Source organism: Microbulbifer maximicatervae (SeqCode), assembly GCF_052467955.1.
Map to the genome: position 1 here is coordinate 1,749,187 of NZ_CP174329.1, position 21,827 is coordinate 1,771,013.

The following is a 21,827-nucleotide window of genomic DNA, read 5'->3' on the forward strand; positions in this document are numbered from 1 at the left end:
GCAGACCTTTTGCCTAGCTGGCCCCCTTGGTGACAGTGCACGCAATTTGCTAGAGCCCGGAGCAAAACTTACATGGATATGTGAGGCTTCATCATATTTCGAAGCAATGACAAAGTACTATGCGTACATGGGATGGGGAGAGTACAAAAGTGACTATCCCGAAGAAGATAAAAAAACATATTCCGAGTTAGGCTGGGAGTAATATGCATTTAACAAGCAAAGGCAGCATCGCCCTGCGGGCTGGACGCGCTAACGCGCGCCGCTGCTTTGGGCGTTCAGGCCGTAGAAAAACTCTTAGAAGGTAGCTTTTTTGTTAAAATGGAGGTCTTGATGTCGAGATTATCCATATGCCCAATTTCAAACGTTACGATTACAACCAAGATGCAATGGTCGTCATCAATTTCGAAGAACAACTACAACCTGAAACCTTTGAGTTTACACTTCATCATTTGATTGATGACCATATCGACCTCTCTGTCTTCCATAAAAAATATCAAAATGATAGCGGCGGACGAACAGCTTATGATCCAGCTATCCTCCTGAAAATCATATTGTTTGCTTACTCAAAAGGCATTACCTCAAGCCGTGAAATTCAATGGCAATGTGAGAAAAATATCCTCTTCAAAGCACTGTCATGCGATACCGTTCCGCATTTTACTAGTATTGCAAGTTTTGTAAGCAGTTATCCTGATGCGATTGAGTCGGTGTTTGAGCAAGTGTTACTGGTCTGCGATCAGCAGGGGCTGCTTGGCAACGAACTTTTTGCAATAGATGGGTGCAAGATGCCATCCAATGCCAGCAAAGAACATTCGGGGACTTTTAAAGAGCTAGAACAGAAGCAGGAAAAAATTCGCAAGAAGATCAAACATTGCCTCAAAGAGCATAAGAGGCTTGATGGCAGGAAACCTAAAGAAAAAGAACGAAAGCAAGCAGTAGCTAAAGCGGCTGATACTCTGCAGAAACACTTTGATAAAATTGATCAGTTCTTAAAGAATCACTCTCCCAGAATGGGGCAAGGTAAAAACCCTAAAGAGGTAAAAAGTAATATCACGGACAATGAATCAGCCAAGATGACTACCAGCAAGGGAACCATCCAGGGCTATAACGGTGTTGCCGCAGTTGATAGGAAGCATCAGATAGTCGTTGAAGCACAGGCCTTTGGTGAGGGGCAAGAACATCATACACTGAAGCCTATTCTCGATGGCATCAGTTGCCATTATCAGCATATAGGAATAGATGAAGACATCTTGGCCAAACAGGTCATCATTACTGCTGATACTGGGTTCTCTAACGACGCTAACTACAGCTACCTGCGAGAGAACGGCATCAATGCCTACATACCTGACAATAAATTCCGTTCGCGTGATAAAGCTTTTGCTAAGCAAAAAACCAAGCATGGCAAGCGCAAACAAAAAGGTGGGGCTAATGTCCAGCAGACTATCCCTGCTAGTGAATTTACATTCAACAAGAAAAAGAAAACCTGCATCTGTCCAGCAGAAAAAACCATGCTCTTGTTAAAAGAAGAGCATGTCAGTGAAGGTAAGAAAAAACTAATGTTCGAAGGGCGCCTTACTGACTGCAGGAAATGCAGCCTTAAAAATCAGTGCATGCGAAATCCAGATTCTGCCGACTCTCGAAAAGGACATGGAAGGCAAGTATCCCTAACTTGGACAAACGGACGGACAGCCACTGACTGGATGAAAAAGCGGGTTGATAGTATCGAAGGCAAGACCATTTATGGGCATCGAATGTCTGTTGTTGAGCCTGTGTTTGGGAACATCGGTACCAACAAGCGATTAAATCGCTTCTCGCTACGAGGAAAAAGTAAGGTTCAGGGACAATGGCGGATGTTCTGCTTGGTACATAACATTGAAAAGTTGATGAGATATGGCAGTATTCACTGATTGAGGATGAATTAAGGGCGTCAAGACGCCTAAATTTAATACAATGAAAGAAATTTGGTGGTATAGCTAAATTTAGCCCGAAATTTTAATTAGAGGAGCCTGAGGATTGGCAGCTTTTTCTAAAACTGTTTTTCTACAGCCTCGTTATTGGTCACTCGCTCCAGTTTTGCGGGGGTTCAATAAAGGATAGCAGGTAATTATTAGTTTGCTGTATAAAAAAACAGTATTGGCGGGAAAGCCCATAGTCAACGGTTCGACCTTCATGTAAGCTTCGAAGCTTCAGCGACGCTCGCATAACGAAGTTAATGCGGACGGCGCAGCCGCTTCGAAGCAAGGCCGCGAACCTAGTGCTGCTAGTTTCTCTCTCCGAATCGTGGTAGAAAACAAAAGAAAGATATTTGTAGTGAATTTGTACACAGTGCCACGAGCAACAAATAACAACCCGATTATGCGGAAACCTAAAAGTTGTCATTCCCTTTGCTTGCGCAAAGGCACTGCCAACTTTCTTAACGGTTCCGCATATCTATTTTCGTTAGCAATAATAAGTAATTTGGAGTTTTTATGAATGTGTCAATGGGAAAAACCAAGTGGCAAAAGTTCGAAAATTATGCCCTTTTAATTATCTTGGTGCTGGTAGGCTTGGGTTATGCTGCTTCAAAAATACCATCTTTGTTCTCCCCTGATGAGCGGCAAGTTGCTGTATCCGGTTACATTGCGAATGCACAACAGAAGGGTATTTCTTGTAGTTATTCGGGCTTTGTATTTGATCGTAAATCTGAAGTAGAGAGAACATTTCTTACTTGCAACCCCAATAGTGTTATTCCTGGCGAAGTAAACTCCAAAGAAGAATTGTTTAGTTCAATTGGTGAGCATGTGATAACTCCAGCTATTGAGTATCTCCCAAAAAATGAAATGGGCTTTGTTATCGCTATTACACAAATTGATCAAAACATGGTCGTTTGTACTAATGTCGAGCGTCAGAAAATCACGCAACAGTGGTTGGACTCTTATGACAATTACTGCATGCCTGGATAAAATTGCTAACAAGGCGTTGCAGTGGACTCCCAAAGCTATGCACCTTTTTTGTGTAATTCGCTGCGCTCACATTATACACAAGGCGGTGCGCCGCTTTGGTCGCCCCTGAACGCGGCGTTCAGGCTGTAGAAAAACTAATTTATGTCTTTGTTTTCTTAGGTGTGATCAAATATTGACGGCTAATGGTGATTTTACGTGAATTCTGATCTAGCTTTAACTGATGAACAGGCTATTTTTCACGTAGAAGCACAGTACGAAAAGAGGGATGAATTTTCTACACTCTCGTTATATTTAGTTTCAAGTAATGGAGTTTTTAAAAATGAAAAAAATATTGTTCGTATCAGTAGTTGGAATGGTTCTTACCGCATGTGTGAATGTTCAAGCAGTTAAGAGCCTATCCGTGGAGGATGCTCGAAATAGTGATCCTATCAATGGCGCAACAGCAGGATGTTCAAGTTTTGGTGTATCCAAGGACTGTAACATCATTAGTGGCGCTACTAGAGTTGTATCCATTGAAGGTAGCAAGATGCGTATCGCTGGAAGTGAGGATGGAAGAACTGTAATGATCATGCATGATTCTGACGAGTGCGGCATAACAGAAACTGACTGCCAGACTAAGGTAAATAATCGTAACTATGCGGCTATAAAAAAATACTATTCAAGTATTGGTGTTTCAATATCATCAGTTAGGGCAATTGCTGCAGCAGACTTTATTGGAGGTTATTCGCTGACTCTAGATAATGATGGCTACTCAGTCCTTGAGAAATTGTGAGTAAAATATATTAAAGCAATTAACTATGCTGCGGCCGCAAGCGGCCTCCGCTGGATGCGCTAACACGCGCCGGTTATTGCGACGTTATGAGCCTCTCAAAGTATGAGTGTTTTTAGAGTAATTTTTATAGCTTTATTAATGGCGTCTTGTACAAGCCCCGAGAATTACCGAGGGGGTTTTGACTGGATTTTACACGCCAATCCAGAGAGCGAGGCTATCTCTGCAGCTGATAATGGTGATTTACGGCTGATTGGCCTTACGGGCATGCTTCTAAACGAAGTTCCTCTCATTGATAAGAGCTGCGAATACGGCAACAATGTTAGGTATTTAAAGATTGACGACGTAATAGATAGCTTCGCAGAAAGAAAGTATCAAGTAATTGCGCCAGTTTATGCAGAAGCATATAACTATCATCTCATCACCTATCTTAGGAAAAAGGGTATTGATATATGCAGCTCATAACAAGGTACTCAAACACCGTTTCGGCCGAAAAACAGCCTCCACTAGACGCGCGAAAGGCGCGCGCCGTTATGCGTTGAAGTAGTCTTAGAATGAAAGTTCTCCTGCAATTTATACTTTTAATCCTAATTTCTTCTTGTGCAACTCAAGAAAACATGGAGCACACAAGAGATGTAGCCTGCAGCGAGAAACGAAAAGAGCAGGAGAGCACCTGGCATCAAATACATAGAGTAAGGTGCTACCTCCATTTTGGTAGAGTAGCTGAAGCTAAACAGCAATTAGAGGCAGCAAAAGTCCAGAGGAAGAGCAAGACTCTTACCTAACTGTTCTTAATGTCTATCAGGAATCTATATATTCAGGAAAATATAAAAAGTTTCAAGGAGATAACAAGTTAATTGACGGAGATTTCTGGTTAATCCAAAAAAGTAAAGAATACTATCCCAGAGATGCGCTAGAAAAGAAGATTGAGGGATATGTATTAGTTGAATTTACGATTGGAATAAATGGCGAAGTTAAAGATGCCATAGTTATCGAATCTAAACCAGCTGGTATTTTTGATAGAACTGCTTTGTTTTCCGTTTCTAATGACAAGTATTTACCACGAGTAATTGATGGCAAAGCCTATGAGGTAACTGGCGTTAGAAGTAGAGTAAACTTTGGAATTCCGGAAGAGTCGGTGAATTAAGTTCACATAACAAAGCAATGCAGTCGACGTTTTACTTTGTGTACTTCTTGCACGGTCGCTGCGCTCCCATTTTTGAGCAAAAAACACACAAAATAAGCCGCATCTGATTGCGGCGTTAAATGTAAGACTTACCCACGTTTAGTAGACACCCTGTATAGTTAGGTTTAGGCCTAACACGGAGGTGTATCATGGGTAAGAAAAGAACTCAGGCGTATACGGAGGAGTTCCGTAGAGAAGCAGTTAAGAGAGCGGAAAAGCCTGGAGCAACAACGGCTTCTGTGGCGCGAGAGCTAGGCGTCAGCGTGTAGCAAAATTGTATCTGGCAAGTTTATTTTAAGAGGCTATTTGATGTGTAATTCAATGGCATGGATCATATTGAATATTCGAAGTGATAAATAGCTGAGGTTTACTAATAAAAAGGACGTATTTAACGTTCGCTAAGAGGTAACGTTACCTTGATAAAGTCCTCTATCCTATATGATTCACGAAGAGAGTACAACGGTATACCTGATACACTCGGTATATCAGTTATTATACTACTTAGAGTTTAAAGATTTTCAATGGATAAAATTTTCACTTTGGTATGCCTGGAAGGGCCTTTGTGGATTTATTGACTTTTTATTATCACAATGAATGATAAGCTCTGATGGTCAGCATAAAAGATAAGATATATGCTACCGTCGGTAGCATCTTTAGTTAGATTAAGTATGGAAATATTGAGTCATGGAAGTAGACATAGTTACATTTATTTCTTCATTGGGGGTTTCTTCTTTTACTGCTGTCTGGCTAACAAAATTACTTGTTTCTCATCGGCTTAAAAAAGATTTGCAAGTCCATAGGGTTAAGCTTGAAAAATCACTTGATGCATTTAAAGGTGAGCAAGATGGTCAGGTTAGGAAAGATGTTGAACTATATTTAAAACAGCATGACGCAGATATTAAGTATAATTTTGAGGCCAGGGCTCGTCTTTATCACGCTATTGGGCCATTAAAATTTCAGCTTTTGTTGGCTGCTCGAGACTTTAAAGTCAGGGTATCAGAGATGCCAAGAAATCCATATAGTATTAATTTGGGTGGGCACTATGGTAAAAGTACCATATATCGTTTGGCTAGACTTCTCTGTCTTGCAGAGCTTATAGAAAGCAAGGTCGCGTATGCTGATTTCGCTGTAGATGATTCATCGATTAAGTTACTAGAATTTAAGAAAGCTTTGTTTGTTATGCTGTCTGGCTCAAAAGTTATTTGCCATCACCCTAAGGCTAATTGGAAAACACAAAAAGAACATATATTTTTTGATGTACTGTCGAATATTGGTAATGCTCTAGTTGTTCACGAAGGTCAGTCAATAATGCGATGTATGTCTTTTTCAGAATTTTCTGACGAGCTTGTGAATGTTGATTTTGTGAATAAACTTTCGCCCCTTGTTGATGTCATGTCTGGGTTTTGTCTCAAGGATACACCAATTCTTTGGGTTAGATTATCTTGTATTGCCGTACTGTGTAACAAATTAATCGATGAAATTGGCCGGCCAGTTGGGTTTAAATATACTTCTATTGATTTGGTTTCTCTTTTAAAAAACAGTGATGATAAATATATTCATTGTAAAGCTGATAAGTATGTAAGATTATGTCGTGAAACAATGAGTGAGGGACTTTAGTTGGGTTCATGATAGTAGGCTCATGTATGATGTTTTCTAAATATGATATGAGTGTTATTTAACATTAGGTTCTGCCTATGCTGCCAGATAAAATCTACTTAATTGATAAATCCAAGGAGCTTGTGGAAGCTTGGAGTCCAGTATTTGAAGATATTGAAATTGTAGGCGTTTTCGAGGGTGATTTTTTTCCAAGCCAGTTGACGCAATGGTTAGCCCTGCTAATAGCTTCGGAATTATGGATGGTGGGTTGGATTTGCTAATTAGGGATAGGCTCGGTTTTCAAGTAGAGGATCGGGTGCAAGCACGGATCAAATCCGACTTTCATGGTGAATTCCCGATAGGATCAGCTGTATTAGTACCTACCTCTCATGAAAATTGGCCATATTTAATATCAGCTCCAACTATGCGAGTGCCGGAAGATGTTTCCAATACGCTAAATGCATATTACGTTTTTCGAGCAATCTTAAACTCTGTGCAGCCATTTAACAGATCAAACTCCCCGGAGAGAATTAACTCGATTCTATGTGGGAACAGGTATAGGTAACTTATCGGCTAGGCGTTGTACAGGCCATATGCGAGCAGCCTATAACTCCTTATCCAAGCCTTCAAGAATACCCAGTTATACAGAAATACATACAACACATAGAGGGCTGCAATTAGCTTACTAGTGCATAGCAAGTATCTTTATAGAAAGTGAGTGAAAAATAGTCAGGAAAGCCTTAAGCTGCATTGAGTTGAGAAGTACATCTTCTTTTAGCAGATTAAGGCGTTAAGCATAAGTACCAGTACTAAGGGGATACTCTATGGCGTTTGATTACGGCTCGATTGATTTGGGCCTGAAGAACCCTTTTAAGAAAGAAGGCCGGGTTACCGCAATTAGGGGGGGAGTTCAGTTTCTTGTTGCCCTAATCTTGCTGTTTATCGCTGCTGGCCAAGTGAAGTCGGACCCCGTAAGTGGTTGGGTGCTTGTCGTAGTGGGGGCAATTCTACTGGTCGGCGGTATCAGGGCTCTATCAGGCGGCATTTTGGCCTTATTGCGCTTCTTTGTTGGTCGAAATCATCCCGTATCATTAGCTTTTAACCATTCTAAATCTGAAACGAGTACGGCATCAGAAGAGAAAAATGAAGTGGCTTATACCGCTTCCGGCTTAGAAGAGATGTTAGTTGGCCGGAAGAATCCAACCTTTCTAGAGCCTAAGGGCTTCTTGGCTCGGGTATTACACAGTATCTTCCCTAAATTGCTTTATATGCCATACCCCATTCGAAATATGGCTCAGGCACAGTTTGGCGCATGGGTAAGTACATTAACTGTCTTGCTCTCATATGTCATTGTCGCTTTTATTTGTCTCAGTGGTTTTGCTGGTGATATGGGAGAAAAGCTATTCCCGATGTACTCTGCCATCGCTTTACTTTATACATTGATTGTATGGCACTCTGCGAGTAAAGGTATTTCACGGGAAGCCCAGAAAAGTGTAGCGAGCCTTACGGGGGGAAGTATTGCAAAAACGATATTATTCTCGATTGTGGTGCCCCTGTTACTGGGATTGGGGTTAAGTTTAGGCGTTGAGGCTTTTAAGGGGGAAGGTACTACTTCCCTAGATGAAATAATCAGTGTGTCCGGTGTATTGACTGAGGCTTTACCGAGCTTTAGCCCGTTCTTGTATATTCTTGGGGTTATATTTGTAGGCGCTGCTTGTAGTTTTGCTGTTGTCTATATGCTGCGCTTTAGAAGCGAAATAGCAAACCCAGTCACTGAGGTTTCTGAATTAAGGGATAACTGGCAGGAATCGGTTCACCCGAAGGAAATCTTTATAAACTTGGATAACCTTGTGATGGCAAATCGTCGTTATAAGGAAGTGCCCAATCGTATTTACAGAGAGCTTGATCCAAAACTTGAAGAGCAAGTGGATGGTAAAGGTTCATTCAATGGGGAAATGATCCAGGAAGTACAACCTACGGTTCGTCCTGTTGATTTGGGTGAAAAATTCAGGCTGATTCGCGATATTAGTCTTTTCGCAGGTAATGCGCTTTATATCGTTGTTACTGCGCTAGCTATTTGGCTGGCATACTCTTTGATTGATGTTATTCACTTCTTTCAGCCGGAATCTCTTACAGCCATTAAACAGAAGTTTGGCGCCTTAGACGAGGAAGTTGGCCGCTTAGCTCTGCTAGAACAGTATATTTCAGCAGGCGGCGCTCTCTGTATGGCGCTAATTCACCTGCTATTGATAGGATTTATTCTTAATACATTTGCTCGTTTGTTAGTCAATGCGGCACATATCTTCTTTGCTGAGATGCAGTTTGAGTCACTATTGGTGTATTTTAAATGTGAAGGGACATTCACTGAATCTAAGATCTCAACGGGCACTGGAATACATGACAGTACTCGTTCTGAAAATGTACTAGTTAGAAGTTCGATCACGCCTTGGGTGATAGTAACCAGGGTTGTCTCAAGTACATTTGCTGCATCTGGCATGAGAAACTTGGAGTATCCAAGGCATATACTTGAAATGCATAAGTCTGAACGCGACTTATCTGAAATCAGGGATGACGTAATTAGTTTCTTGAAAGATAGAGAGTCTATTGCCTCCATTACAAGCAGCAGAGACTTGGAAAACACTTCGAATATTCATGCTATTAATCAGCAAAGTCGTGCTCTGCCAATGACAGAACAGGGACAATTAGCTCAAGATGAAAATGCGGCTGGTTATTTGAGGCAAGAAGATAAGGACACGGTTGAGTAGGATTTACAGCCTCTTCTTGGGTTCTTCTGTCACTTACTTTGAGGCAAAGTGATAAAAAAAGCTGGCAAGGTTCGGAGTCTCTGGACCAGAAAGAGAATTCCTGGTACCCCTTGCCAGCTGAGGGTACTAGGCTAGCAAATTACGTATTTTTAGTAATACTGAGCCCCTAAGATTGACCGTATTTGCTGGTAGAATTACAGAAAAGTACTGTTTTATCTTTATTGTTAGGTACACAAGACCACTTTTGTTGATATTTAACAAGCTAGGTTATTATTCTGGAAGCAACTCTAGCACTGTGTGAGACTCTTCTTTTGTGACTTTCAGGTTATAAAATTTGCTCAGACAGAGGACGGTATCTTCTATATGATTCAGGTCATAAACTCCACTAACAAGTAGTCTACTAGTGTTCTGGTCTCTCGTCACAAGTGGGGTATTTGTAAAGCGATTTAGCGATATTAGGAGTTCTGTTAATCTGATGTTATCAGCCTTTGTAAATCCACTTCCCCAATCCTTATAGCTGGAAACCTCAAAATCTTTGATTGCACCGGTGTTGTGCTCAGTTACTTTGAGCATCTCCCCTTTCTTTATTTCGGCGCGATTTTTATTTTGTTTTATCGGGCTGACAGTGATATTCCCTTCGAGAACAGTGACTTCTGTTACTCCATATCGCTGGTCAATATTGAAAGTGGCTTTATGTGTACGGATCAATGCTTGTCGTGATTCTACTATAAATGGCCAGGTTACCTCTTTACAAATACTTATTTGGGCCTCCCCATTTAATAGACGTATGCGTCTGCGTGTCTCTGAATAATTGACGAGTACTTTAGTTGTGGCGCTCAACTTTATATGGCTGCCATCGGGGAGGGTTTGTTTAGATATTTCCTTGGGAGCTGTTTGGTAACGGCATTTAAATGGCTCCCGTGTCTTTAAATCTTCCATACTTTTCCCCTCGGCTTGGCTCGAAAGCAGAATTGGTCCTTATAACTGGGACCTTAGTTCGCTTTATATATTTTATGGTTAGCGCCTGACTTTTTATTATTCCACCTAATTGGAGAATTAATAGGGCATGCTTGTCTCCGATACTGGCTCTTATCTTGCGACGCTTTCTTTTCTTTTTTAAGGGGGATTTGTTGTGATTTTGTTAAATGGTAAAGATATTTCGCTGTGGTTTTTCCGTACTACGATAAATTTTATCTGTTTGGAGGTAGGTTATCTTGGCCTGAACCGGGGATTGTTGCTGTTTTGTGAAAAAACAGGGGGCTTATTAGGGGGCCTGGGTTACTTTGTGATAGGCGATTCAGAGAGTTTCCACGGGGACACTTACTATTTCGATGTAAAAGAGCTTTAGACGCCATCAGGGACTAAAGTTGGAGACGTATGAGTTTGGTACATGTGTGATATTTGGCATAAAGATTGCTCCTTTTATCTTGTGGGTAGAAGTTCATATTGTGGGAATCGTAAAGGAATTGTTCATCAAGGGAGCTGAAAATGTCGTCACTCTATTTTTCATCGCATGCCATGCCACTTAGAGTCCCAAGTTACTGCTGCTTTGAACTTGGGTCCTGTTCGGACATAGAGTATGAAAGTTATAAGATAGCCTTGTTTAAAAAAGGGATTGCGCTTATCCATCTCAAATTTTCTGATGATTCTGCTGAAGTGATGGAGGATATTGTCAATACCATTGGGTTGGTGCATGAGCATGATTCTATGGGGCGAACGGTTTGGGATGTGAGAATTGGTGGTGAGACAGGCGATGAGGCATTGGCTATATCTCATAGTGATAGAGAATTCTTTTTGCACAATGACGGTGCTTTTGAATCGGAGATGCCTGGCTACTTTGGTCTCTTCGTTGTGCACGCTGATATGCATGGAGGCGGAGAAAATATTCTTGTCTGTGCCGACAGGATAATCGAGAGCCTCTCCGATAAAACTTTCCAGGTACTTTCAAGTAGTAAGTTTAAACTGCGTGTTCCTGAAGAGTTTCGCAAGTCGTCTGAGTTTATAGAGGCATCTTTAATTGATGAGAGCCATGGTTTCAGATACAGGTATGATATTATCGAGCGTGAGTATTGCTCTTCAGATGAGCTTGATGCTTTACGTGAGCTGGAGTTAAAAATATCGTTGCCACATAATATGTTTAAGGTTAGGTTGAATAATAATCAGATATTGTTATTGGATAATCGACGATACCTTCACGCAAGAACAGGAATTAAAGATAGGAAAAGGCACCTTAAACGAATACGTTTTGATATGCCTGCTATATCGAGGGTTGCTTAACGGGTGGTCATAGAGATAGTTATAGTTGGGTTGTTGCTTATTTTGGTAGCAGGTATGGCTCACGGAGCATTGGGATTTGGTTTCCCAATGCTTGCGACGCCTATTCTGGCACTTGCTTATGATTTGAAAACGGCAGTGGTGTTAACCATTTTGCCGTCGCTTTTGGTAATTATATCCAGTCTTTATAAGTGTCGAGATTATAGGATTAATTTTCCCAAATATAGTTTAGTAATATTGTTGGTGTCTCTTGGAAGCTTTACCGGAACATGGCTGTTAACCTGGGCAAATCCGGATATTCTCAAGTTGTTACTGGCAGTATCAATCTTGATTTACCTGTTTTCCAATCGTTTAAGGGGTTATCTGTCCAAATTCTCCAGTCTGCCAGTATTTTTTCCTATCATTATGGGCGGCTTGGCTGGGGTGATTGGTGGTGCGACTAATGCGATTGCACCTCTACTGATGATTTACTTATTGGAAGTTGCCAGATCATCAAAGGAAGTAATCCTTATTTCCAATATTTGTTTCTTGATGGGCAAGCTGATACAGCTTTCTGTGCTTTCAGTATACTTGAGTTTTGATGATTTGGAGTTGATGTCGCTATCTGCAATTACCGTATTTGCATATTTTGGACTAATTATCGGATTTAAGCTTCAATCGAGGATTGATGAAGAGCGATATCGATCGATTATTCGATATGCCTTATCAATTTTTATGTGTGTACTGACCTATCAGGGAATTTTTAATTTGGTATTTCCTGATGGTGCGATTGTTTAGGTTCTCTGTTTGAGGTCTCACTGACTGTGACAACCAAATGCCCTAAGCTAGCTCTACTGAATAGCTCTGCTGTTGCAGGCTAATCATCTTTTCAAATGGTTGCAGAAGCTTGGAATACTCATTTTTATCTTCAAGTTGAGCCATAGCCAAGGCAATACTTTCAATGGTAGACAGACCATCCGCAACGGTGGTTTTCCGAATAGCATAGTTGGATTTCAAGTCCCCACTGAGATTGACTCTTGGAAGCTGTTGTAGTTTGGGGTTCAGGTGAAGAATCTTTTTAGATTTTTTCCAAGTCGCATCAATAACAATTAGCTGTTCAATCTTTTCCAGCTGATTCTGGTGGCTAGGGGTATTGTTCCCTTCAGCTAATTGGGGTGTTTGGGGTAGCCATGATAGTGACGGATAGAGTAGAGCGCTGGGTGTATCGAGTAGCCTTTCCAGCTGTTGATTAGGAAGAGTTTCAGAAATAAGCATTTCACTGTTATTTAAACACAGGTTCGCCATACGCCCGGTATTGAACGGGTGCTTCTCTTCTTGTGGGTGCTGTATGATCACCACTTTTATGGTATTAGCCAAGCTCACCAACGCACTGCAGTAGCAGACATTGGGCGGGCGCAGGCAGGTGCTACAGGTCTCTCTGGGCATTTTTCTACTTCAGGGGTACAGGGGCAGGTTTATGGCGAAAACGCAGCCTTCTAATAGTGTTCAGTGGCTGGCAGATATAGAGATTCCGCTAGCGAACAAATTTTATCGCATGTATGGATTTCGTGGCAAAGCCAAACGCCATGAGGACTGCGGGATAGTACGCGGTGAACGGGGGGAGGTGATTGCCTGCGGTTATTTGCGGCGCTATGAGAACTTTAAGCTCCTGGCCGGAGTTGCTGTTGCACCAAATCATCAAGGGCAGGGTGTTGCAAGGCAGCTGTTGACGCTCCTTGCTGAACGTTTTGATAGTAATACCTATACATTTCCCTACGACCACCTGGAGCCTTTTTACTCCTCTTTGGGGTTTGAGAGGGTTGAAGTGAATGAGTTAAGTGGCCCTGTTGGGGATTTATTCCGTAGTTACGTAAAGCAGGGGCGCTCGATTCTGGCGATGGTCTACCGTTAGCGTTAGCCTTGGGAAGGTTATTATTTTCAGGTTGGCTTTGAATTAGAAAGAATTACTGTGCAACGTTGTGTAGCACCTCTAGCTTTGGAATTTTAGTTCCTTCGGGGACAAATTATAGGTAGGGCAGCACTGTAAAAGTGCTGCCCGAGTTGCTACTACCAGCTGCTATTAGTAAGTGCTAATCTCCCAAATGGAGTAGCCGTACACGGTATTGCGTTCGGTGCAGTCAATCTTCAGGTAACGGTAGTTTCCCTCTACGGTGATTGCGTCGGTGCGTTCACCAGTTCCCATTCCGGAAAATGACTCAACAGTTGTCCAGTTGCTGCCATCGGAACTGCCGAGCAGAGTGTAGGCAGCCGCATTGGCAGTTTCCCAGTCGATATTGAGGGTGCCAATGGACTGTACAGAGCCGAGATCATAAGTCAGGCTGACATTGTCCACACCGTGGGCACTCTCCCAGCGGGTGCTACTGTCTCCGTCGATTGCCAGTTCAGCACTTTGCAGTTCAGAGGTTGCAGAGATACTTGAAGCTTGGCTGTCGCCACCAGTTAAGCCCAGTTCCCAGATGGAGTACCCATAGCTTGTGCTGCGCTCAGTGAAGTACAGGCGCACATATCGATAGCTTCCACTCAGGGAGTGCTCATCGGTTCTCTCTCCGGCGCTACCACCACTAAAGTTGGCCAGTGTGGTCCAGGAAATAGTGTCGTTACTGCCTTGGACCGCATAGGTCGCAGCGTTGGCTGTTTCCCAGTCGATTGTCAGGGTGTTCAGAGCTTCTGCCTCACCCAGGTCCAGTAGTACCCATACTGAGTCACCGCCATGGGCGCTTTCCCAGCGGGTGCTGCTGTTATCATCAACTGCATTTGCGATGGGCTGGATTTCGTTGCTGGCGGTGACGGTAGCCTGTGCAATCAGGTCCTGGCTGCCAGCTTCACCGCTATCGCCAGAGCCTTCGCCGTCGTCCTCGTCGCCTCCACTATCGGAATCGTCACCGGAGTCATCGTTGCCGCCAGTACCGCCAGAGAAGTAGATATTGTCGATCTCGATATCGCTAATTTCTCCATCTACGCCTAGAAGCTCGAATAGTTGAACCACGTTAGACATGTCTACTTCGTCACTGAAGTCGCTTACGGGGATAGAGATCTGGTGCCACTGGCCATCCCGTGCGAAACCGTAGGGATCGGCGCCATTGGCAAAGTCAATCCACTTTTGTTCTACATCGTCAATGCTGCCGCTCTTCATGCCGATCTTAAAGGTCGTGGTAGAGCTGCTTTTCAAAGCAAAATTGAGCGTGGCGGTATCGTTGTCGAAGGCTGACATGTCGTAGTAATAGTCAGCAGTGAAAGCCATACCAAACCAGCCAGCACCTGCGGAGGTGTAGGACAGGGATTCAGAGCCTTCGTAGGGGGAAGGAGAAGTCTCGATCAGGGTTTCGCCCCAGATATACAGATTGCCATCAGTGCCCAGTTCGAAACTGGAGTCGGCCTCGGTGTTTTCACTGTATAGAGAGAAGGTGCCGCTTGGTGTGGTTTTTTCAACGCTCTCACTAAAGTAAATATCGTCAATGGACAGGGTGAAGGCTTCTGACGGCCCATCGCCGCGTACCATAAATGCCTGGCTAATGGTGTTGTAGTCCACCCCAAATTTGCTCAGGGGGATACTCACCTCGTGCCATTGCCCATCGCGCTCCAGGCCAAAAGTATCGCCATCTACGCTCAGGTCCACCCAGGACTCACCACCGCTGGTACTGTTAATACCGATGCCGATAGTCTCTTCGCTAGTGGTTTTCATGCGGAAGTTCAGGTGACCATTTTGATAGTTCATCAAATTCAGGTCGTAGTGCATCCATACACCCATGCCATACCATTCGCCGGTATCGATTTGGAACTCCAGGGCATCACTCTCGTCGACGCTGGATTGGCTTTCCATATTGTTCCAGACGTAGAGCTCGATATCAGTTCCAAACGTCAGGGATTCGGAAATATCGCTGCTGTCCCCGAACACGCCCAAATTGCCGCTTTTTGCGGTATCGGCAGCCAGTGAGAGCTCGGTGCTGTAGCTGCTGTCATCGTTGTCGTAGATACGTACGTAGTCAACATACATCTTGGCGGGCATTGGGGCAGTGATCTCGCTGTTGTCATAGATCTGCGGGAAGATGCCACCAACTGCCAGGTTGAGAATTAAAAAGTTATGCTGGCGAAATTCATCGAATGCGGAATCACTGGTATCCGTCAAAGCTGCGATTTGGTTGGATTCGTCATCCACCCACATAACGATGCTATCGGGCGTCCAGGTCATACCGAAGATATGGTAATCCTCGGTGAGGTCGGAGCTGGAACCGAAGTCCTCAACCAGGTTTTGCGATACACCATAATCTGCTTGCCCGGTGTAGTCGTCGGACTCGTGCCACCAGTGGAAGGCTCCGGAAATTTCAGAATTTACGACGCCGGCTTCTAGCGCCTCGGCCATACCCGCTTCAAGAATATCCAGTTCGCCACAGGCTGGCCAGCCGGCTTGACCGTAGTCGCTGCCCAGTTGCCAGAATGCTGGCCATAGTCCCGCATCCAAATCCGGCAATTTAATTCGAGCTTCAATGGTTCCGTATTTGTAGGACAGACGCCCGAGAGACTTTAGGCGAGCAGAAGTAAAACTGCCGTCACTTTCCTGTACGGCCTGAATAATCAGGTTGCCGTCTTCGACATAAGCGTTGTCGCTGTCATCGGTATAATTTTGTAATTCGTTGTTACCCCAGCCGGAGTTGCCAACATCGTAGCTCCAGACGGAGGTGTCGATAGTGTCTCCGTCAAAATTATCTTCCCAGACCAAAGTTTTTGCATTGGCTATTGAGGACACAAAGGTGCCGACAATAGCTGCGGCTATCGCTGATTTTTTAATAATCATAATTTTCTTTCGTTGTTAATTATTTATAAGAATAAAACGCCTGATAGGAATGGTGTGACTCAGTCAAATGTTACTTGTGGATTTAATGAATGCAGATTACTTAAATTGTAATTGCCTAAAATTCACGCGGAAAACAGGTGCTGGTCACGGGCAAAGCCTAGCAAAACGATTGTTCCACAGGAAAGCGAATCCGGCCCCCTTATCGCAGTTGTAGTCCTGCTTATCGCATACACTTGAAAAATTATTTTCTTGTAATTTTTTTACAAGAAAATAAATTCCTTTTTGTGTTTTTGTTTGCAAGTGTTTTGTGCGGGAATTCTGTTTTTGGTCTTTCTGTGTTGGGCAAAAGTGCAAGCAAATTTAATCTGGATTTATTGTTGTTGCGCTTTCCCTCACACAGGATCATATCTGTAAAGATAATATCTGACGGCAGACAGGGCGGGTTTTGATGCTGGTGAAAAAATTGGGTGGCGTAAAAAAGAAAAGGGCGCTGCTATTTAGCGGCGCCCTTGTATTTTTAATGTCTACGGGGTCCCTGTGCGCATCGTGCAGGTGGGGTGCAGTTTCCATGGCGATGCTTGTGCCTTTTATGATGAGGGTGGCACTTGTGAGAGTGAGGACGGCAGTTGCCATTGCTATCGCTGTCTGAGCTTCCGCCAGAGAAATAGATATCGTCAATCTCAATATCGCTGATATCTCCATCGACGCCCAGTAGTTCAAATAACTGAATAACATTTGACATATCTACCTCGCTACTGAAATCAGTAACGGGGATTGATATCTGATGCCACTCGCCATCCCGCGCGAATTCATAAGGATCGGAGCCGCTGGCAAATTCAATCCACTGCTGGCCAATATCGCTGACGCTACCGCTCTTCATGCCAATCTTAAAGGTGGTTTCTGAGCTGGTTTTCAGGGCGAAATTCAGCGTTGCAGTATCATTATCGAAAGCGGATAGATCGTAGTAGCTGTCGGCAGTAAATGCCATTCCAAACCAGCCGGCCCCGGAGGAGTAATAGGAGAGGGATTCTTCACCTTCAAATGGGGTTTGAGTGGCCTCCAGCAGGGTATCGCCCCAAATATACAGGTTGCCATCAGTTCCCAGTGTGAAAGTTGAATTGGCCTCTGTAGTTTCGGTGTAGAGAGAAAAGACATCGGTCGGGGCTGTTTTTTCCACACTTTCGCTAAAGTAGATGTCGTCAATGGACAGAACAAAATCTTCAGAGGCGGCATCACCTCGAATCATAAATGCCTGACTGATAGTGTTGAAGTCCACTCCCAGTTTGCTCAGGGGGATACTGACCTGATGCCATTCGCCATCGCGCTCCAGGCCGTAGGTACCATCACCATCAACCAGATCTACCCAGGCATCTCCGCCACCAGTACTGGAAATACCAATGCCGATAGTCTGGCTGCTGGTGGTTTTCATTTTGAAATTGAGATGACCGTTTTCGTAGTTCATTAGGTTTAGGTCATAGTGCATCCAGAAACCCATACCGAACCATTCACCAGCGGTAATATCAAACTCCAGGGCTTCATCACCCTCGGCAGCTTCGGCGCTGACAGTAGCTGACATGCTGTTTTGGTTCCAGACATACAGCTCGGTATCGGTGCCAAGCTGCAAGGATTCGGAGAGGTTGCTGCCCTCGGAAAATACGCCGATATCACCCGTTTTGGCGGTGTCTTCAGCCAGGGAGATTTCTGTGCTGTAGCTGCTGTCGTCGTTATCGTAGATGCGAACATAGTCTACATACATTTTGGCGGGCATCGGTGCGGTGATTTCACTGTTAGCGTAAATCTCTGGGAAGACGCCACCTACCGCTAAGTTCAGGATCAGGAAGTGGTGTTGACGGAACTCGTCAAATGCGGGGTCTTCACTGCCGATGCTAATAATTTCATTGGCTTCGTCGTCGACCCACATGACGATGCTATCCGGTGTCCAGGTCATACCGAAAATATGGTAGTCCTCAGTGAGGTCAGTGCTGGAGCCGAAGTCATCAATAAGGTTTTTCGATTGGCCGTAGTCTGCCTGGCCGGTGTAATCATCGGATTCATGCCACCAATGGAAAGCGCCGGAAACTTCTGAGTTGACCGTGCCGGCACTGAGAGCGTCGGCCATACCCGCCTCGAGAATATCCAGTTCGCCGCAAGCGGGCCAGCCCACTTGGCCGTAGTCGCCACCCAGCTGCCAGAAGGCAGGCCACAATCCGGCATCCAGGTCAGGTAATTTAATGCGGGCTTCAATGGTGCCATATTTATAAGTCATACGACCCAGGGATTTCAGGCGGGCGGAAGTAAAAGTGCCGTCGTCGTTTTGCAGTGCTTGAATAATAAGGTTGCCATCTTCAACATAGGCATTGGCGCTATCATCGGTGTAGGTTTGCAGCTCATTGTTACCCCAGCCTGAGTTGCCCACATCGTAAGTCCAAACGGACTTATCAATACTGTCGCCGTCGAAATTATCTTCCCAGACCAAAGTTTTTGAATTGGCAAGTGAGGACACACAAGCGCCTACAATAGCAGCCGCGATCGCTGATTTTTTTAAATTCATGATTTTGTCTTTCTTTAATTATCTATGGGGGTGCCAACTTCATTGTATTTTTATAATGGCGGTGATCTGCCACGATGATTAATGCTTGTTGGGCTTGGGGATTTATCTGCTTTTTTATTGTGATATTTATATATTCAGTACAGCAGTAACAGACTAACAAAAAGCCGATTGTTGCATAGGGAAAGCCCGGGCCCTTTATCGTGAGACTGGTCCAACTTATCGCATATACAAAATTTTTCTGCTTTAAAATTAGAATCGTCCAGTGTGTATTAATGTGTTTTTACATTGTTTACGTTTTTATTTTTAAATTTGTTGTTGCTTATTGGATTGCCCGCTTGAAATTATTTGCTGATTTAAGACCCTTTTTAAAATTTAAATTCTAATTTGAAGGTGGGCCGGCGGCGGAAATTAGAATTGGTAATTTGGCTCCCATAGGTAGTTTTATTTTCTAGAGTGCTGGCGGCGCTTGCGAGCGCTTCGACAGCGTGAGGTTTATCTTTTGGTGTCGGCGCCGGTGTGCAGCCGGCGTGGATTGAGTTTTTAAAGGGGTTGCGGCTTCACCACTGAGGGGCGGTTGTATATTCGGTATGGGGCAGCTTACTTAAAATGGAATTTGTAAGCTTGCTGCAGGTCGGCACCCAGAATAAGAGCCCACTCTGTGCTGTAATATTTGGTTGTGGCCCAGGAGCGGTTGAATAGGATGAAACGGTGGAATACAGAGAGATAACTGAGCTTGCCAGAGAGTTGGGCGGGGAGCTGGAAAAGAGAGATTGGCGTGTGACGTCGGCAGAATCTTGCACCGGTGGTGCGATTGCGGCGGCTATTACCTCTGTTGCGGGTGCTTCGAGTTGGTTTGATGGATCGATCGTGAGCTATGCGAATCGCATCAAGAACGGTGTTCTGGGTGTCGACAGCAATGATCTCAAGCAGTTTGGAGCAGTGAGTGAGCCGGTCGCCCGGCAGATGGCCTGTGGGGTTCTGGCGATGATGGATGCCAATCTCGCCGTTGCGGTCAGTGGTATCGCAGGGCCTGATGGTGGCACTGCCGAGAAGCCGGTAGGTACAGTTTGGATCGCCTGGGCCCATGCGGAGGGGCAAGAGCCAGTGCAGATTGATGCGAAGTGTTTTCTGTTCAGTGGTAACCGGGCAGAGGTGCAATCGCAGACGGTCGTTGAGGCGCTGAAGGGAATGTTAAAGGTTGTCCGTGAGCACCCGGTTTGAACCTGTCCGCCGGGTCAATCTTTGTTCGTTTGCCCCAGCTTCAGGCTTCTTTTTGAGGCGTGGCTCGCTCAGCCTGAAGCTGGTACTCAGTATGAGGAATTACTGGTTGCCTATACAGTAATCCTTCGTTAAGCTTGCCACCACTCAATTCAGCTCAGAAATACGGGAATGGTCATGGATTCCAATAAAGACAAGGCACTAAAAGCGGCGCTATCTCAGATTGAACGTCAGTTCGGTAAAGGCACTGTGATGCGTATGGGAGACAAGGAGCGCGAGCGTATTCCTGCGATCTCCACCGGCTCCCTCGGCTTGGATGTGGCCCTGGGTATAGGCGGCTTGCCGCGTGGCCGTATCGTTGAAATCTATGGACCAGAATCCTCCGGTAAAACCACTCTCACCTTGCAGGTGATTGCCGAGGCCCAGCGCAATGGTGGTACTTGTGCTTTCGTGGATGCTGAGCACGCCCTCGACCCTATCTATGCTGAAAAACTGGGTGTCAACGTCGATGAGTTGATCGTATCCCAGCCGGATACCGGTGAGCAGGCTCTGGAAGTTGCCGATATGCTAGTGCGCTCCGGTGCCGTTGATGTGCTGGTAGTTGACTCCGTTGCGGCCCTGACCCCGCGCGCTGAGATCGAAGGTGAGATGGGTGATTCCCACGTGGGCTTGCAGGCTCGTTTGATGTCCCAGGCTCTGCGTAAGCTCACTGGTAATATCAAGAACACCAACACCCTGGCGATCTTTATCAACCAGATCCGCATGAAGATCGGTGTTATGTTCGGCAGCCCTGAAACCACCACTGGTGGTAATGCCCTCAAGTTCTACTCTTCTGTGCGCTTGGATATCCGTCGTATCGGTTCCGTTAAGGATGGCGATGAGGTGGTGGGTAACGAAACCCGAGTGAAAGTGGTTAAGAACAAGGTAGCTCCTCCGTTTAAGCAGACCGAGTTCCAGATCATGTATGGCGAAGGCATTAACATGATTGGTGAAATCGTCGATTACGGCGTGAAGATGGGGCTGGTGGATAAAGCTGGGGCTTGGTACAGCTACAAGGGCGACAAGATTGGCCAGGGCAAGGCGAACGCTACCAAGTTCCTGCGCGATAACCCCGACATTCGCAACGAGATTGAAGGTCAGCTGCGTGCGCAGCTGCTCGGTGATTTAGTGCCTGCGACCCCTGAAGAGGCTGCGGAATTACCGGAAGAGTAAATGCCGTACTCAAAAGCGGATTTTTCCGTTGATCCAGCTCAAGCGCTTTTCAGCGCGGCGCTTGAGCTGTTGACCCGCCGCGAGCACTCCCGCCATGAATTGAGGCAAAAGCTCGCGGCAAAATTCCCCAGCGCCGATTTCGACACGCTTTTTGAGCGCCTACACGAACTCAACTATCAATCCGATCAACGCTTTGCCGAAGTTTTTGCCCGCTCCCGTGTCCAGCGCGGTCAGGGGCCGATGCGTATTCGCCAGGAGCTACAGCAGCGCGGCGTGTGCGGTGAACTAATTGCCCAGGCACTGGATCAGTTGGAAGTGGATTGGTTTGAGTTGGCTGCGGAAATGCTTCAGAGAAAATACCGGGCCCCTATGAGCGCAGAGCTTCCACGGGATCAGTGGATGAAGGAGCGAGCGCGGCGCCAGCGATATCTGGCTTACCGGGGCTTCCCCACAGATGCGATTAGCTGGGCGCTGGACGGCAATTAATCGGGCTTATACTCTGACTACTGCCTGAATGACTGGTCG

The 21,827-nt window shown here is 45.0% G+C and carries 21 protein-coding genes; 17 read left to right on the forward strand and 4 right to left on the reverse strand.

Annotated features, from left to right (window positions below):
• The first annotated feature begins 347 nt into the window (after nt 1-347).
• The 10 genes from ACJJI5_RS07385 to ACJJI5_RS07430 all read left to right on the forward strand — a co-directional run bounded on the left by ACJJI5_RS07385 (nt 348) and on the right by ACJJI5_RS07430 (nt 9,255).
• On the forward strand, nt 348-1,904 hold the full coding sequence (locus tag ACJJI5_RS07385) for a transposase (protein WP_445354760.1): 1,557 nt from the start codon (nt 348-350) through the stop codon (nt 1,902-1,904).
• Nucleotides 1,905-2,465: 561 nt separating this feature from the next.
• Entirely contained in the window at nt 2,466-2,939 is a 474-nt protein-coding gene (locus tag ACJJI5_RS07390) for a hypothetical protein (protein ID WP_445355888.1), read from the forward strand.
• 319 nt (nt 2,940-3,258) lie between these two features.
• Nucleotides 3,259-3,711: a hypothetical protein gene (locus ACJJI5_RS07395; protein ID WP_445355889.1), complete on the forward strand. Its 453-nt coding sequence runs from the start codon at nt 3,259-3,261 to the stop codon at nt 3,709-3,711.
• A 102-nt stretch (nt 3,712-3,813) separates the two neighbouring features.
• On the forward strand, nt 3,814-4,173 hold the full coding sequence (locus ACJJI5_RS07400) for a hypothetical protein (protein WP_445355890.1): 360 nt from the start codon (nt 3,814-3,816) through the stop codon (nt 4,171-4,173).
• A 412-nt stretch (nt 4,174-4,585) separates the two neighbouring features.
• Complete coding sequence (locus ACJJI5_RS07405; RefSeq protein WP_445356306.1) at nt 4,586-4,855, forward strand: energy transducer TonB; 270 nt, start codon at nt 4,586-4,588, stop codon at nt 4,853-4,855.
• Between the two features lie 188 nt (nt 4,856-5,043).
• Nucleotides 5,044-5,163 carry a transposase gene (locus ACJJI5_RS07410; RefSeq protein ID WP_445355891.1) on the forward strand — a complete coding sequence of 40 codons (120 nt, stop codon included), beginning with the start codon at nt 5,044-5,046 and terminating at the stop codon, nt 5,161-5,163.
• Nucleotides 5,164-5,578: 415 nt separating this feature from the next.
• Complete coding sequence (locus ACJJI5_RS07415; RefSeq protein ID WP_445355892.1) at nt 5,579-6,511, forward strand: hypothetical protein; 933 nt, start codon at nt 5,579-5,581, stop codon at nt 6,509-6,511.
• A gap of 77 nt (nt 6,512-6,588) precedes the next feature.
• A complete protein-coding gene (locus tag ACJJI5_RS07420; RefSeq protein WP_445355893.1) occupies nt 6,589-6,771 on the forward strand; it encodes a hypothetical protein in 183 nt (60 codons plus the stop codon).
• Nucleotides 6,747-7,055: a macro domain-containing protein gene (locus ACJJI5_RS07425; RefSeq protein WP_445355894.1), complete on the forward strand. Its 309-nt coding sequence runs from the start codon at nt 6,747-6,749 to the stop codon at nt 7,053-7,055. Before ACJJI5_RS07420 ends, ACJJI5_RS07425 begins: the two co-directional genes overlap by 25 nt.
• A 259-nt stretch (nt 7,056-7,314) precedes the next feature.
• A complete protein-coding gene (locus ACJJI5_RS07430) occupies nt 7,315-9,255 on the forward strand; it encodes a hypothetical protein (RefSeq protein WP_445355895.1) in 1,941 nt (646 codons plus the stop codon).
• Between the two features lie 270 nt (nt 9,256-9,525).
• Here ACJJI5_RS07430 and ACJJI5_RS07435 read toward each other — a convergent pair whose 3' ends face one another.
• Nucleotides 9,526-10,194 carry a FecR family protein gene (locus tag ACJJI5_RS07435; RefSeq protein ID WP_444958382.1) on the reverse strand — a complete coding sequence of 223 codons (669 nt, stop codon included), beginning with the start codon at nt 10,192-10,194 and terminating at the stop codon, nt 9,526-9,528.
• Nucleotides 10,195-10,387: 193 nt separating this feature from the next.
• Here ACJJI5_RS07435 and ACJJI5_RS07440 point away from each other — a divergent pair, with 193 nt between their 5' ends.
• From ACJJI5_RS07440 to ACJJI5_RS07450, 3 genes are all read left to right on the forward strand, one after another.
• Entirely contained in the window at nt 10,388-10,603 is a 216-nt protein-coding gene (locus tag ACJJI5_RS07440) for a hypothetical protein (RefSeq protein ID WP_445355896.1), read from the forward strand.
• Between the two features lie 140 nt (nt 10,604-10,743).
• Nucleotides 10,744-11,532, forward strand: coding sequence for a TauD/TfdA family dioxygenase (locus tag ACJJI5_RS07445; protein WP_445355897.1), 789 nt, complete (start codon nt 10,744-10,746; stop codon nt 11,530-11,532).
• Between the two features lie 3 nt (nt 11,533-11,535).
• Nucleotides 11,536-12,306 carry a TSUP family transporter gene (locus ACJJI5_RS07450; RefSeq protein ID WP_445355898.1) on the forward strand — a complete coding sequence of 257 codons (771 nt, stop codon included), beginning with the start codon at nt 11,536-11,538 and terminating at the stop codon, nt 12,304-12,306.
• 42 nt (nt 12,307-12,348) lie between these two features.
• Here ACJJI5_RS07450 and ACJJI5_RS07455 read toward each other — a convergent pair whose 3' ends face one another.
• Complete coding sequence (locus ACJJI5_RS07455) at nt 12,349-12,954, reverse strand: tRNA-uridine aminocarboxypropyltransferase (protein WP_445355899.1); 606 nt, start codon at nt 12,952-12,954, stop codon at nt 12,349-12,351.
• A 31-nt stretch (nt 12,955-12,985) separates the two neighbouring features.
• Between ACJJI5_RS07455 and ACJJI5_RS07460 the strand changes: the two genes are divergently transcribed.
• The gene (locus tag ACJJI5_RS07460) at nt 12,986-13,420 is read left to right on the forward strand and encodes a GNAT family N-acetyltransferase (protein WP_445355900.1); all 435 of its coding nucleotides are present in this window, start codon (nt 12,986-12,988) and stop codon (nt 13,418-13,420) included.
• Nucleotides 13,421-13,588: 168 nt separating this feature from the next.
• Here ACJJI5_RS07460 and ACJJI5_RS07465 read toward each other — a convergent pair whose 3' ends face one another.
• Together ACJJI5_RS07465 and ACJJI5_RS07470 are read right to left on the reverse strand one after the other, a co-directional pair.
• Nucleotides 13,589-16,321, reverse strand: coding sequence for a discoidin domain-containing protein (locus tag ACJJI5_RS07465; protein WP_445355901.1), 2,733 nt, complete (start codon nt 16,319-16,321; stop codon nt 13,589-13,591).
• Between the two features lie 517 nt (nt 16,322-16,838).
• Nucleotides 16,839-18,872, reverse strand: coding sequence for a glycoside hydrolase family 16 protein (locus ACJJI5_RS07470; protein WP_445355902.1), 2,034 nt, complete (start codon nt 18,870-18,872; stop codon nt 16,839-16,841).
• 708 nt (nt 18,873-19,580) lie between these two features.
• On the opposite strand from ACJJI5_RS07470, the gene ACJJI5_RS07475 reads away from it, so the two are divergent.
• The 3 genes from ACJJI5_RS07475 (at nt 19,581) to ACJJI5_RS07485 (ending at nt 21,788) form a co-directional block, all read left to right on the forward strand.
• Entirely contained in the window at nt 19,581-20,093 is a 513-nt protein-coding gene (locus ACJJI5_RS07475; protein ID WP_445355903.1) for a CinA family protein, read from the forward strand.
• A gap of 174 nt (nt 20,094-20,267) precedes the next feature.
• Nucleotides 20,268-21,302 carry a recombinase RecA gene (recA, locus tag ACJJI5_RS07480; RefSeq protein WP_108735301.1) on the forward strand — a complete coding sequence of 345 codons (1,035 nt, stop codon included), beginning with the start codon at nt 20,268-20,270 and terminating at the stop codon, nt 21,300-21,302.
• Nucleotides 21,303-21,788, forward strand: coding sequence for a regulatory protein RecX (locus ACJJI5_RS07485; RefSeq protein ID WP_445355904.1), 486 nt, complete (start codon nt 21,303-21,305; stop codon nt 21,786-21,788).
• Nucleotides 21,789-21,827: the final 39 nt, after the last annotated feature.

Bases quoted from the DNA above. Each gene is read 5' to 3' on its own strand.
- ACJJI5_RS07385 (WP_445354760.1), top strand. From the start codon at position 348: ATGCCCAATTTCAAACGTTACGATTACAACCAAGATGCAATGGTCGTC.
- ACJJI5_RS07390 (WP_445355888.1), top strand. From the start codon at position 2,466: ATGAATGTGTCAATGGGAAAAACCAAGTGGCAAAAGTTCGAAAATTAT.
- ACJJI5_RS07395 (WP_445355889.1), top strand. From the start codon at position 3,259: ATGAAAAAAATATTGTTCGTATCAGTAGTTGGAATGGTTCTTACCGCA.
- ACJJI5_RS07400 (WP_445355890.1), top strand. From the start codon at position 3,814: ATGAGTGTTTTTAGAGTAATTTTTATAGCTTTATTAATGGCGTCTTGT.
- ACJJI5_RS07410 (WP_445355891.1), top strand. From the start codon at position 5,044: ATGGGTAAGAAAAGAACTCAGGCGTATACGGAGGAGTTCCGTAGAGAA.
- ACJJI5_RS07415 (WP_445355892.1), top strand. From the start codon at position 5,579: ATGGAAGTAGACATAGTTACATTTATTTCTTCATTGGGGGTTTCTTCT.
- ACJJI5_RS07420 (WP_445355893.1), top strand. From the start codon at position 6,589: ATGCTGCCAGATAAAATCTACTTAATTGATAAATCCAAGGAGCTTGTG.
- ACJJI5_RS07425 (WP_445355894.1), top strand. From the start codon at position 6,747: ATGGATGGTGGGTTGGATTTGCTAATTAGGGATAGGCTCGGTTTTCAA.
- ACJJI5_RS07430 (WP_445355895.1), top strand. From the start codon at position 7,315: ATGGCGTTTGATTACGGCTCGATTGATTTGGGCCTGAAGAACCCTTTT.
- ACJJI5_RS07435 (WP_444958382.1), bottom strand. From the start codon at position 10,194: ATGGAAGATTTAAAGACACGGGAGCCATTTAAATGCCGTTACCAAACA.
- ACJJI5_RS07445 (WP_445355897.1), top strand. From the start codon at position 10,744: ATGTCGTCACTCTATTTTTCATCGCATGCCATGCCACTTAGAGTCCCA.
- ACJJI5_RS07455 (WP_445355899.1), bottom strand. From the start codon at position 12,954: ATGCCCAGAGAGACCTGTAGCACCTGCCTGCGCCCGCCCAATGTCTGC.
- ACJJI5_RS07460 (WP_445355900.1), top strand. From the start codon at position 12,986: ATGGCGAAAACGCAGCCTTCTAATAGTGTTCAGTGGCTGGCAGATATA.
- ACJJI5_RS07465 (WP_445355901.1), bottom strand. From the start codon at position 16,321: ATGATTATTAAAAAATCAGCGATAGCCGCAGCTATTGTCGGCACCTTT.
- ACJJI5_RS07470 (WP_445355902.1), bottom strand. From the start codon at position 18,872: ATGAATTTAAAAAAATCAGCGATCGCGGCTGCTATTGTAGGCGCTTGT.
- recA (WP_108735301.1), top strand. From the start codon at position 20,268: ATGGATTCCAATAAAGACAAGGCACTAAAAGCGGCGCTATCTCAGATT.
- ACJJI5_RS07485 (WP_445355904.1), top strand. From the start codon at position 21,303: ATGCCGTACTCAAAAGCGGATTTTTCCGTTGATCCAGCTCAAGCGCTT.